Annotated in this window: 12 protein-coding genes and 1 other RNA gene; all 13 read left to right on the forward strand. The window is 40.2% G+C overall.

The window, feature by feature from the left end; translation table 11 throughout:
- Positions 1 to 6 precede the first annotated feature (6 nt).
- Complete coding sequence (locus K9H14_01600; GenBank protein MCG9478886.1) at positions 7 to 975, forward strand: C-terminal binding protein; 969 nt, start codon at positions 7 to 9, stop codon at positions 973 to 975.
- Positions 976 to 996: 21 nt separating this feature from the next.
- Positions 997 to 2,184 (forward strand): dihydrodipicolinate synthase family protein, encoded by a 1,188-nt coding sequence (locus K9H14_01605; GenBank protein MCG9478887.1) that lies wholly within the window; start codon positions 997 to 999, stop codon positions 2,182 to 2,184.
- A 15-nt stretch (positions 2,185 to 2,199) separates the two neighbouring features.
- Positions 2,200 to 2,463, forward strand: coding sequence for a BMC domain-containing protein (locus K9H14_01610; protein ID MCG9478888.1), 264 nt, complete (start codon positions 2,200 to 2,202; stop codon positions 2,461 to 2,463).
- Positions 2,464 to 2,524: 61 nt separating this feature from the next.
- A non-coding RNA gene (gene ssrS, locus K9H14_01615) (6S RNA) lies at positions 2,525 to 2,708 on the forward strand.
- A 26-nt stretch (positions 2,709 to 2,734) separates the two neighbouring features.
- Positions 2,735 to 5,413, forward strand: coding sequence for an alanine--tRNA ligase (gene alaS, locus K9H14_01620; protein MCG9478889.1), 2,679 nt, complete (start codon positions 2,735 to 2,737; stop codon positions 5,411 to 5,413).
- Positions 5,410 to 5,796 carry a Holliday junction resolvase RuvX gene (gene ruvX / locus K9H14_01625; protein MCG9478890.1) on the forward strand — a complete coding sequence of 129 codons (387 nt, stop codon included), beginning with the start codon at positions 5,410 to 5,412 and terminating at the stop codon, positions 5,794 to 5,796. The genes alaS and ruvX overlap by 4 nt, the downstream gene beginning before the upstream one ends.
- Positions 5,786 to 6,781: an endolytic transglycosylase MltG gene (mltG, locus tag K9H14_01630; GenBank protein MCG9478891.1), complete on the forward strand. Its 996-nt coding sequence runs from the start codon at positions 5,786 to 5,788 to the stop codon at positions 6,779 to 6,781. The genes ruvX and mltG overlap by 11 nt, the downstream gene beginning before the upstream one ends.
- Entirely contained in the window at positions 6,753 to 7,388 is a 636-nt protein-coding gene (locus tag K9H14_01635) for a methyltransferase domain-containing protein (protein ID MCG9478892.1), read from the forward strand. The genes mltG and K9H14_01635 overlap by 29 nt, the downstream gene beginning before the upstream one ends.
- Entirely contained in the window at positions 7,385 to 8,620 is a 1,236-nt protein-coding gene (locus tag K9H14_01640; protein MCG9478893.1) for a U32 family peptidase, read from the forward strand. The genes K9H14_01635 and K9H14_01640 overlap by 4 nt, the downstream gene beginning before the upstream one ends.
- A gap of 42 nt (positions 8,621 to 8,662) precedes the next feature.
- Positions 8,663 to 8,935, forward strand: a complete 273-nt coding sequence (locus tag K9H14_01645) for an acylphosphatase (GenBank protein MCG9478894.1) — start codon at positions 8,663 to 8,665, stop codon at positions 8,933 to 8,935.
- Positions 8,936 to 8,940: 5 nt separating this feature from the next.
- Positions 8,941 to 9,807, forward strand: a complete 867-nt coding sequence (gene aroE / locus K9H14_01650) for a shikimate dehydrogenase (GenBank protein MCG9478895.1) — start codon at positions 8,941 to 8,943, stop codon at positions 9,805 to 9,807.
- Entirely contained in the window at positions 9,807 to 10,862 is a 1,056-nt protein-coding gene (locus K9H14_01655) for a type IV pilus twitching motility protein PilT (protein MCG9478896.1), read from the forward strand. The genes aroE and K9H14_01655 overlap by 1 nt, the downstream gene beginning before the upstream one ends.
- Positions 10,863 to 10,864: 2 nt before the next feature.
- Positions 10,865 to 12,085: a type II secretion system F family protein gene (locus K9H14_01660; protein ID MCG9478897.1), complete on the forward strand. Its 1,221-nt coding sequence runs from the start codon at positions 10,865 to 10,867 to the stop codon at positions 12,083 to 12,085.
- Positions 12,086 to 12,101: the final 16 nt, after the last annotated feature.

The raw sequence follows: 12,101 nt of genomic DNA on the forward strand, positions 1-12,101 counted from the left end.
GTCTAAATGAATAATAAACTTTTTAAGGTAGTGTTTACCGATTATGATTTTGATGATGTAAGCATTGAAAAAGAAGTATTAAAGCAGATGGATTGTGACATAGTAGAGCTGCAGAGCAAAGATGAAAGCAAGCTTGCTGCAGAATGTGCAGATGCTGATGGATTGATTGTACAGTATGCCCCGGTTACAGAAAAGGTTATAGATGCCATGCAGAAATGCAAGGTTATTTCCAGGTACGGTATCGGTGTGGATACTATTGATTTATCTGCTGCCACCAAAAAGGGTATCAAAGTTTGCAATGTTCCCGATTACTGTCTTGACGAGGTGGCTGACCATAGTTTAGCCATGATGATGGCATTGGGCAGGAAAGTAGTGGACCTGACCAAAGCTGTAAAATCAGGGGTATGGGATGCGGTTGGTACTGCTAAGCCAGTTTTTAATTTTAAACGGCAGGTGCTGGGAATAATTGGTTTTGGCAAAATTCCCCAGAATCTTTATCCTAAAGTAAATGCCCTGTTTGGCAAAATACTTGTTTATGACCCTTATGTAAGCCAGGAAGTTAAAGACCAGTTTGGGTTGGAAATGGCAAGTTTTTATGAAATATTGCATAACTCAGATTTTATATCTATATACTGCCCTTTGAATGACTCAACTTTTCATATGTTTGACCAGAGAGAATTCCAATTGATGAAACCAACATCTTATATTGTCAATACCTCCCGGGGAGGCATTATTAATACCCAGTCATTATATCTTGCCTTAATACATGGCCATATAGCAGGAGCCGGGCTGGATGTTTTGGAACAGGAACCGCCAGGTATGGACAATGAACTTGTTAAACTGGATAATGTTATAGTCACCCCTCATTCAGCTTTTTATTCCGAATCCTCTATTGAGGATTTAAAATATAAAACTGCCCAAAATATTGTTAAAGTTTTAAAAGATAATAGCCCGCAAAACGTGGTTAACAGATAATTTAGGAAAGGAGAATAGTTTATGGATATACCTGAAGGTGTAATAGTAGCAATGCTTACCCCCTTTGATGAGAAGGGCAAGATAAACGAAGTGGAGGTAAGAAGATTCGTTAATTTCTTAATTGACAAAGGAGTCGATGGGTTGTTTCCCGTTGCTTCCTGTGGTGAGTACACTCATATGGATATGGGTGAAAGGAAATTCTTAATAGACGTGGTGGTGGACGAAGCCAGGGGTAGGGTAGATGTAATACCTGGTTCTGGTGCAACCTGTTATCACAAATCTATTGAGATAGCAAATTATGCCAAGGAAAAAGGCTGCTCAGGTGTGGTTCTGCACGGCCCTTATTTTTTCCAGAATACCAAAGAGGTGGTTGAAGGTCATCTGAGAAAGGTAGCAGAGTCTGTAGATATACCAATATATCTATACAATATTCCATTTTTTGCCAATGAGGTAACCCCCCAGATGGCTGAAAATCTATGTAATATGCCCAATGTGGTAGGCATAAAGGATTCTTCAGGGAACATGGTTAATGTAATGAATCTGATTGAAATGACCAGGAAAGTTAATCCAGATTTTAAAGTTCTGGTTGGTGCTGAAGAAATCTTGTTGCCTGCGCTCATGATGGGCGGTAAGGGCTGTATGACTGCTACTGCAGGAATAATGCCTGAATTCATGGTAGGCATGTATAATAGTTTCATAAATAAAAACACTCAGAATGCCTATAATCTGCAGTTTGCCATTTTACCATTAATCAGGGAAATGAAATCAGTCAATTTTCCACAGGGTTTTAAAGAAGCATTGGATTTAAGAGGCATTAAAACCGGTCCCCCCATGATGAATTATCCCCAGAATGAGCTGGCTAAAATCTCCGATCTCAAAACCAGGCTGGAGCTGGAGATGCAAAGCCTTTTGGATAAATATTTCCCCGGTGTTTCCCTAAAATACAGGGAAGGAAGCCTGGCTACTGCAAAATTTTCATATCCGGCTGCTATGACCAGTGAAGATACTGCTGGCGATAAAAAGTATGGAGATTGTGTGGTTTGCGGGATGTGTGACGGTGATATAGACTGCAAGGTTGTGCCCTGCGACACTGTGACTGCCAGCAGTTCACAGCAGGCAACTCCAATAGAGAATAAAAATAATATTGATGAGGCCCAGCTTCAGGAAATAATAGCGCAGACCATCAAAAAAGTTATGGGCCAACAATAAGGGAAGGGATAGAACATGAATAAAGCATTAGGTTTAATTGAAACCAGAGGCCTGGTAGGGTCTATAGAGGCTGCTGATGCTATGGTAAAGTCAGCAAATGTTACTTTGGTTTCCAAGGCTTATGTAGGCGGAGGCCTGGTCACAGTTATAGTTGAAGGCGATGTAGGGGCGGTAAAGGCTGCTGTTGATGCAGGTTCTGCTGCTGCCAAGAGGGTTGGAGAACTGATATCAGTACATGTTATACCCAGGCCGCATGAGGAAACTTCAAAGATAATATAACGGTTTTTCGCAGTATCGGCGTTTATTGAATTAAGGCCTTAATTATGATAATATCAAAATGGATACGCTGTTTGGTGCGTAATTAGAGTTAATTTTTGTGCCAACAAATTAACTTTGGAAGCCCAAACTTCATCTGCGGCGTAAATGCCCGTATCAAACGGGACTTACAAAACAGCTAGGAGGGCATCCACCTGCTGAGGCAGGGCATAAAAAACTTCCAACGATTACGGCCAAATGGGGTATCCATTTTATTAAGCAAGGTAACACTTTAATGGATATAAGGGAAAAGTTTTTAAAGTATTTTGAGGATAGAGAACATTTAATATTACGCTCGGCCAGCCTGGTTCCAGAGGATGATCCCAGTGTGTTGCTTACCACTGCTGGAATGCAGCCCTTCAAGCCTTATTATCTGGGGGTTAAAAAACCTCCAAAAACTAGAATAGCCACAGTTCAAAAGTGCTTCAGGACCAGCGATATAGATAGTGTTGGTTATACCGAAAGACATCTTACTTTTTTTGAAATGCTGGGGAATTTTTCTTTTGGAGATTATTTTAAAAAAGAAGCTATCCACTATGCCCTGGATTTTGTAGTCAATCATCTGGGATTGGATATTGAGAATTTATGGGTAGCGGTTTTCAAAGGCGGAGCAGCCCTTCCCAGGGATGAGGAAGCATTAAGATACTGGGTGGATGAAGGCATCCCCAGGGAAAGAATTGTAGAACTGGGAAAATCTGAAAACTTTTGGGGACCGGCCGGTGAAACCGGACCCTGTGGCCCCTGTACCGAAATTTATTATGATTATGGGCCCGATTACGGCTGTAAGAGCAAACAATGCAATCCTTCATGTGATTGTGGAAGGTTTCTGGAAATATGGAATCTGGTATTTACCCAATATAATTTTAATGGTACCGATTATGTGGAATTACCCTCGAAAAATATTGATACCGGAATGGGCCTGGAAAGAATAGCAGCAGTTCTGGAGGGCAAATCTTCAGTTTTTGATACAAAATTATTTAAAAAAATAATAACCAGGACAGAAGAGCTGGCAGAAAAAGGTAACCACGACCTGTCTGAAGTGGAATACAAAAGGGCTATAAGGGTTATAGCCGATCATTCAAGGGCCATTTATTTTTTAATATCTGACGGAGTAATTCCTGCCAACGAGAGCCGGGGTTATATCCTTCGAAGGATAATCAGAAGGGCAGTAAGGTTTGGTAAACTTCTGGGTATAAAAAAACATTTTTTAAACCAGCTGGGAGAGATACTTATAAGCGAATACGGAAAATCCTATCCCCGGCTGACAGAAAAAAAAGAGTTTGCTTTCAAAATGGTTAATGACGAGGAGGAAAGGTTTTCCAAAACCTTAAAACAGGGAAGTAAAGTGCTTATGTCGGCAATTGAAGCGCTAAAGTCAAGCAAGAATGATTATATTAATCCCCGGGATGCTTTCCGTTTATATGATACTTACGGCTTTCCGGTAGAGTTAACCAGGGAGATACTCCAGGAAAATAACCTCAGGCTGGATATGGATAAATTCAATCATTATTTAAAACAGCATGTAGTAAGGTCCAAAGAAAAAACCACTTTTGATAAAAAAATAGATCAGAAGATTGATTTGTACCGGGAGCTGGCAAAAACACATCCGGTGGAGTTTGTGGGATACCAGAAACTAAATTTTTCCACCCGGATAATACAGATTTTAAGACAGCAGTCAGGGGATAAATTCATGCCTGTAGATGAACTTAAGCCAGGCCAGGCAGGGGAAGTTCTACTAAAAGCCACTCCTTTTTATGCAGAGAAGGGCGGCCAGATCGGCGACAAGGGCAGGATATTTGCTGAAGGCTCTATGTTTGAAGTAAAGGACACTCAAGTACCGGTTGAAGGTATATATGTGCATAAAGGCAGGGTAAAAGAGGGGACTCTAACTACAGGCGATGAAGTTGAAGCTGAAGTAGATGTAAGTTTCCGGAAAGATATAAGCAAAAACCATACAGCTACTCATTTGCTGCATTGGGCTCTGCGCACGGTATTGGGCCAGGAAGTAAATCAGTCAGGGTCATATGTAGACAGGGATAGATTCAGGTTTGACTTCATAAGCTACCAGACACCCAAAAAAGAAGACCTGGAAAGGATTGAGCTGCTGATTAATGCTAAAATACAGAACAATGACCTGGTAAAAGTGTTTGAGACCACCCAGGATTATGCCAGAGAAATCGGGGCTATAGCCCTGTTTGATGAAAAATATGGAGATTTTGTAAGGGTGGTAGAAATAGATAATTACAGCAGGGAGCTGTGTGGGGGCACCCATGTAAGGCGGACCGGAGAACTGGGATTATTTAAAATAATTTCAGAGGGAAGCATAGGGGCTAATACCCGTCGAATTGAGGCGGTTACTGGATTTCATGCCTTAAATCTTCTAAACAGAAAAGCAGAGCTGACATTAGGAATATCCAGGACTTTAGGGGTAGAGGAAGCAGAGATTATCAATGAGCTTGAAAACTTAAAGAATAATTACGAACAGGCCAAAACTCAGCTAGAAACTTTAAATATTAGGATGGCCCGAGACCAAATATTATCAGAATTTAATTACTCCCCACAGGATAAAAAATTAAAAATTCTATATTATAATTTATCCAACAGTTCCAATGGGCCCGAGCTGGATGCAGACTCGTTAGCTGCAGTGGGAGACCAGATTAAGGATCTTTACCACCAGAAGTCCACAGCAGTTATACTGGGCAATGTGTTTGATAAAAAGCCAGTATTACTAATCCAGGCTACCCATGATCTGGTTAAGGGGGGCCTTCACTGCGGGAAGATTGCCAGAGATGCCGGCAAAATACTGGGAGGAGGCGGAGGCGGAAAGCCAGACTTTGCCCAGTCAGGGGGATCAAAACCGGAAAAGCTTGATGAGGCTATTAATCTTGCCAAAACCAGGATAGAAGAAAAATGAGAATAATGGGTCTGGACATTGGGGATAAAAGAATCGGAGTGGCGGTAAGCGATGAAAATGTAACCATGGCTTTTCCCCATTCAGTAATAGCCAATGACCGCCGGATTGTTGATAGTTTAAAAAAAATTATAAAAGATAAAAATATAAGCAAGATTGTGGCTGGTATCCCCCGGAACCTTAAAGGGGATATAGGCCATCAGGGTAAAAAAGTAGAGGCTTTTATAGAAGAGAACATCAAACCTCTGGGCCTGCCGGTAATAAATTATGATGAAAGATTTACTACAAAAATTTGTGCCAAAGAAATGGGAAAAGGGGGAAAAGATATAGATAAATTCTCGGCCTCCATTATATTAAATGATTACCTATCCCAATATGAGAAATAGATTATTATTAATATTAACTGCAGCTGTATCCATAATTTTGATGGCTGGCTGCTCCATGGATTTAGTCCCTGCAAATGAGGAGATAGAACCTGGCAGGAAAGTGGAAATAGAGATTAAAGAGGGTATGACTTTGAGCCAGATAGCCCAGCTTCTAGAAGAAGAAGGGATTGTGGAAAACGGTTTTGTATTCCGTCTTTATGTGCAGCAGAAGCAAATGGAAACCGCACTGCTTCCCGGCGAATACACCCTGGTTACCGGTTCAGAAATGGAAGAGGTGCTCAAAACCATTACCGCTGGCCCCCAGATAATTACCTATAAATTAATAATACCCGAAGGATTTACGGTTGACCAGATAAAAGAAAGAATCCTGCATCTGCCCTTCATAGGGGAAGGACAGGTTGAACCGACATTAATGGTTGAAAATTATGATTACTCTTTCCTGGATGGGGCAGAAAGTCTGGAAGGTTTTCTTTTCCCTAAAACTTATGAGGTTACTGTCGGTTATAGTGCTAACGACATTGTAAACATGTTGATATCACAATACCAGCGGGAAACCAGTCAGCTTGATTATTCATTTGCACAAAAAAAGGGGTTGACTCCCTACCAGATTCTGATAATTGCTTCACTTATAGAGCGAGAAGCCTATATTGCTGAAGAAAGGGAATTAATCTCCGCAGTTATCCATAACCGTCTGGATATAGGCATGCCTCTGGGAATAGATGCAACTATACGGTATGGCCTGGATAAATGGGATCAGGAATTGACTGTTTCCGATCTGGAGTATGATTCAGAATATAATACCAGGATTTATGCAGGGCTGATTCCAACTCCCATATGTAATCCTGGGATAGAGGCAATTAAGGCAGCATTATCGCCAGCAGATGTCGACTATCTCTATTTTGTGGTAACCGATGAAGAAAAACATACTCATTCATTCTCAAACACCCTTGAAGAGCATGAGCAAAACATCAATAACTCACAATAAACTTTTAAATAAGTATCTGGCTGAAAAAAAGCTCCTGGATGATTACAGGAAAGATGCCGTTAATGAGAAAATGCCGGTGGTAGATAACCAGGTGGCCAGATTTATAGAAGTTTTTTGTATGCTGAAAAAGCCAAAAAACATTTTAGAGATAGGCTGCGGCTGTGGTTATTCTTCATATTTTTTGATAAAGAATTTAGGCCGGGGACAGTACACGGGAATAGACCTGAATAAAGATAGATTATTGAGAGCAAGAGAATTTTTAAACGGTATTTATGGCCAGAAAACTATGCACTTTTGCCATGGTGATGCCCTGCAGATAATCCCAACGCTGGAGGAAAAATTTGACCTGGTATTTATAGATGGGGCCAAATACCAGTATCCGGATTACCTTAAATCGCTTATGGGTAAAGTAGGACGGAGTGGCTTTATATTAGCTGATAATGTTTTTTACGGCGGGCGTGTATTTAGGCCTGCCTGCAGCAGCCATCACCAGAACAGCTTATCCGGGATCTCGGAATATCTGAACCTGGTCAGCAATCGTAATAATTTTAGAACCCGGTTATATGATATTGGCGATGGAATTTCTGTCTCCGAGGTATGGCTATGAACAGTAAAATAAAAAAATTACCTGAATTACTGGTGCCGGCAAATAATTTAAATACGCTGAAATATGCAATTCATTACGGCGCTGATGCAGTTTATGTGGGAGGCAAACAATTTAATTTACGCAGCATCAGGGGAAATTTTACCATAAGCCAATTAGGCCAGGCAGTAAACTATGCTCACCAGAGGAAAGTAAAAGTTTATCTTACTTTAAATTCAATACTTTCAGAGGACCAGATAGGCAAGTTTAAGCATTATATAGAGAAATTAAAAGCAATAGAGGTGGATGCAGTCATAGTTTCCGATATGGGTGTATTTAATCAGATTTGCCGGCTCTGGCCCGGGGTAAATATTAATATAAGCACCCAGGCCAATACTAATAATAGCGAAGCAGTAAATTTTTGGGCCAAGTTGGGGGCAAAGAGAGTAAATATAGCCCGTGAAGTAAGTTTTAAAAATTTAAAAAATATAATAGGTAAAGCAGAATCAGAAATAGAGGTGTTTACCCACGGAGCTCTATGCATCTCTTATTCCGGCAGGTGTATGCTTTCCAAATATATGAGCGGAAGGGATGCTAACCAGGGAAAATGCGCCCATAGCTGTCGGTGGAAATATTACCTTATGGAAGAAGAGAGGCCTAATTTATTTTTCTCTATAATGCAGGATCACACCGGTACCTATATCTATAATTCCCGGGATCTGTGCCTTTTACCCAAATTAAAGGAGCTGGTAAAGGCTGGAGTTGACAGTTTGAAGATAGAGGGGAGAATGAAGACTGAAAATTATGTGGGCCAGGTTACCTGGGTATATAGGAAAGCTCTTGACTATATCAGGGAAAATAGGTTTGGTCCAGAAAAAATCCGGTACCTTATGGGTGAACTGGATAAGGCCTCACATAGAAATTTTACTCTGGGGTTTATGTTTGCAAAAGACAGAAAAGAATTAGAAGACAATGATAATGTAGGGTATATCAAAAAATATAGTTTTATAGGCGTATATCAGGGTTACAGCAAACAGTGGCAAGGACCGGTAATAAGGGTGAAGAACCAGTTTAGACGGAAGCAAATTATAGATATAGTTCAACCATATCAACAGCCAATAGAATTCCAGGCTGATAAAATTATTGATAAAAAAACCGGTCAATCTACGGATGTTGCCAATCCCAATGATGTGGTGGTATTGCCGGAAACAGGTAAAATTGACAAATACTCTCTTTTAAGGGTGAAAATGGTTTAAAGGTTAGATAATTTTATCTATAATAGTCCTATGAATGATAAAATAAATACATTTAAAATAATACTTTCGGGAAGAGTTCAGGGGGTTGGTTTCCGTTATTTTACCGAGTCCAGGGCTAATAAATATAATATAAAAGGGTATGTTAGAAATACTGTAGATAATAAGGTGGAAATTACCTGCCAGGGTGAAGATGAGGAGCTAAAGCAGTTTATAGAGGAAATAAAAAAAGGGCCTGCTTTCTCCGTGGTTACCGATATCAGTATTCAACCCGTAACCAATCCTAAAAATTATTATTCTTTTGAAATAAAGTTTTAACTACTATGATTAATTCAGAAACCAGGTTACTGGCGGTCATTGGCTATCCCTGCCGGCACAGTCTATCACCTATAATACATAATCATTTTATAGCACAGCATAACAGAAACGCAGCCTACGCGGTATTTGAATTTGAGCCTGATCGGCTGGAGGCAGCCTACAGGGGTTTGGTCGCCATGGATTTTATAGGCTTCAATGTCACCATGCCTTACAAGCAATCAATTTATAATCTAGTTGACAGCTGCAGTGATGCTGCTAGAGCAACCGGTGCGGTAAATACAGTAAAGATTATGCCCGGTTTAACCACCAGGGGATTCAATACTGATGTAGAGGGGTTTGTAAGGTGCCTGGATAAGAAGAAATTTAAATGGAGCGGGGCCAAAACTCTGGTTATAGGGGCAGGGGGTGTTGCCAGGAGCAGCATTTACGGCTTGCTCCAAAAACCAATAAAAAAGATTTATGTATACAACCGGAATTTTAGCCATGCAAAAAATATTAGAAACTTATATAAAAATGATGATAGAATAGAGATAATAAAATATTTAAATAATGTAAGTGTAAACAATTTTGACCTTATAGTTAACTGCACCCCCCTGGGGATGGATGTGGATAAGCATATGGTAAATAAGATGCCGGTTCCCGGGGATTGGAGTCTGGAAGGAAAATATATAGTGGAAATGGTTTACAAGCCAACCGATACTCTGCTGGCAAAAAAATCTAAAAGAGAAGGGGCTGTTTTGATAAACGGGGTAGAAATGCTCATTAGCCAGGCAGCTTATTCTTTCAAAATATGGTTTGATTTAGAAGATATACCGGATACAGAAAATATAAGCCAGAAAATTGAAAATACTATACTGAAACGGGGGCTATAATGGACTTAAATGAGATATTAAAAAATGCAGCTTTAAAAAATGCTTCTGATGTACATATCACTGCTTACTTACCCCCCATGCTCAGGATTAATGGCAATCTGGCAAGATCTGAAGGGTATCCGGATCTTAAACCAGACCAGATAAAAGATTTGCTGTTGGAGGTTTTAGACGATAATCAAAAGGATCATTTATTTAAAGAAAAAGAACTTGATTTTTCCCATTCGCTTTCAGGCATTGGCAGATTCAGGGTAAATTACTTCTTTCAGAGGGGCAGCCTGGCTGGAGCTTTCAGGGTTATTAGTTCAGATATACTGAGTATTGAAAATCTTCATCTTCCTCAGCAAATTAAAGAGTTTGCCACTTACCCCCGGGGGCTGGTTTTGGTAACCGGACCTACCGGAAGTGGAAAATCAACAACCCTGGCTTCAATTATAAACCTGATAAATGAGAGCAGAGTTGAAAACATAATAACCATTGAGGATCCTATAGAATATCTGCACCGTCATAAAAAAAGCATCATATCCCAGAGAGAAGTAGGTTTTGATACCAAATCCTTTGCCAGGGCGCTCAAGTATGTGTTAAGAGAAGACCCGGATATAATACTGGTAGGGGAGATGAGGGACCTGGAAACTATTTCCAGTGCGTTAACTGCGGCTGAAACGGGGCATCTGGTTTTTTCTACACTGCATACCCAGGATGCAGCCCAGACATTGGACAGAATCGTAGATATATTTCCTCCACATCAACAGCAGCAGGTCAGGGTACAGCTGGCTGGAACTCTGAAAGCAGTAATGGTTCAGCAGCTTTTGCCTACAGTTGATAACCAGGGAAGAGTACCGGCAGTTGAGCTTATGTTCAGCACCACAGCAATCAGAAACTTAATCCGGGAGATGAAGACCCACCAGATATATTCTTCCATTCAGGCTGGCGGAAGAAGGGGAATGATTACCATGGATATGTCCCTGGCCAATCTGTACCGGCAGGGAAAAATATCCCGGGAGATTGCTCTGGAAAAATGTCATAACCGGGAAGATATGGAAAGGATGCTGGGTTAGTTATGGCCATATATAACTTTAAAGCCAAGACCAGCCAGGGAGAATTAATTGAGGATTCTATGGAATCTCCCAGCCAGGATGTTGTTCTTTCCAAATTAAGGGATATGAACTATTTTGTGATTGAGGTAAGGGAAGCCAAAAAAACTGCAAAAAGCATAAATTTTGATATAAGCTTTTTAAATCGTATAAAATTAAGGGACATAGGTGTATTTACCCGTCAATTTTCTACCTTAATCTCTTCAGGAATGTCTTTGATAGAATCGCTGGAGGTACTAAGACAGCAGGCTGATAACAAGAAATTTTCAGAAATAATCCTGGGTGTAAGAAGGAGCATAGAATCAGGGCTGACTCTTTCTGAATCTATGGCCAGGTATCCTAAAGTTTTTTCAAAACTGTATATAAGCATGATAAGTGCTGGAGAATCTGCCGGAGTACTGGACCAGACTCTGGATAAACTTGCCAATTTTTTAGAAAAAGAAGAAAACATCAGGCTCCAGATTAAAAATAAGACTGCTTATCCCAAATTTGTACTGGGTTTTGCGGTAATTATAATGGTTGCCATTGTGATTTTTATAGTACCAACCTTTCAGGGTATATATGATGAATTGGGGGCAGATTTACCATTGCTTACCAAGGCAATTATAGCTATTGGAGATCAGTTTAAGAAGTTTTATACCTATATAATTATAATTGTACTGGTTGTTGGGGGCCGCCTGGCCTTTAAAAAGTTTATAGAAAGCCCCCGGGGTAGATATATTTTTGATAATTTTAAAATAAGCATGCCCAAGATAGGGGAAATCATAAAAAAAATTGCCCTGGCCAGGTTCACCAGGATCTTAGGCACCCTTATATCTGCCGGTGTGCCCATACTGAGATCGCTGGATATAATTAAAGGGGTATCAGATAATGCCATAATAGACAATGCTCTAGAGGATATCAAGAATAATATCAGTGAAGGGGAGAGCATATCTATTCCCATGTCCAAATACAAGGTATTTACGCCAATGATGGTTCAGATGGTTGCGGTAGGGGAGCGCTCAGGTTCCCTGGACAGCATCCTGAACAAAGTAGCGGATTTCTATGATGAAGAAGTATCTAACTCCATAGATACTATAATAACTGTTTTAGAACCCATATTGCTGCTGGTAGTGGCAGTCATGGTAGCTATAATAGTCCTCTCCTTATACCTTCCTTTATTTAATGTTTATCAGTATATCAGCTAAAATTTGTAAATAATAA

The sequence above is a fragment of the Actinomycetes bacterium genome, from assembly GCA_022396035.1.
GTDB lineage: Bacteria > Actinomycetota > Humimicrobiia > Humimicrobiales > Humimicrobiaceae > Halolacustris.

Coding starts and splice junctions, on each gene's coding strand:
- K9H14_01600 (MCG9478886.1), top strand. CDS start 7: ATGAATAATAAACTTTTTAAGGTAGTGTTTACCGATTATGATTTTGAT.
- K9H14_01605 (MCG9478887.1), top strand. CDS start 997: ATGGATATACCTGAAGGTGTAATAGTAGCAATGCTTACCCCCTTTGAT.
- K9H14_01610 (MCG9478888.1), top strand. CDS start 2,200: ATGAATAAAGCATTAGGTTTAATTGAAACCAGAGGCCTGGTAGGGTCT.
- alaS (MCG9478889.1), top strand. CDS start 2,735: ATGGATATAAGGGAAAAGTTTTTAAAGTATTTTGAGGATAGAGAACAT.
- ruvX (MCG9478890.1), top strand. CDS start 5,410: ATGAGAATAATGGGTCTGGACATTGGGGATAAAAGAATCGGAGTGGCG.
- mltG (MCG9478891.1), top strand. CDS start 5,786: ATGAGAAATAGATTATTATTAATATTAACTGCAGCTGTATCCATAATT.
- K9H14_01635 (MCG9478892.1), top strand. CDS start 6,753: ATGAGCAAAACATCAATAACTCACAATAAACTTTTAAATAAGTATCTG.
- K9H14_01640 (MCG9478893.1), top strand. CDS start 7,385: ATGAACAGTAAAATAAAAAAATTACCTGAATTACTGGTGCCGGCAAAT.
- aroE (MCG9478895.1), top strand. CDS start 8,941: ATGATTAATTCAGAAACCAGGTTACTGGCGGTCATTGGCTATCCCTGC.
- K9H14_01655 (MCG9478896.1), top strand. CDS start 9,807: ATGGACTTAAATGAGATATTAAAAAATGCAGCTTTAAAAAATGCTTCT.
- K9H14_01660 (MCG9478897.1), top strand. CDS start 10,865: ATGGCCATATATAACTTTAAAGCCAAGACCAGCCAGGGAGAATTAATT.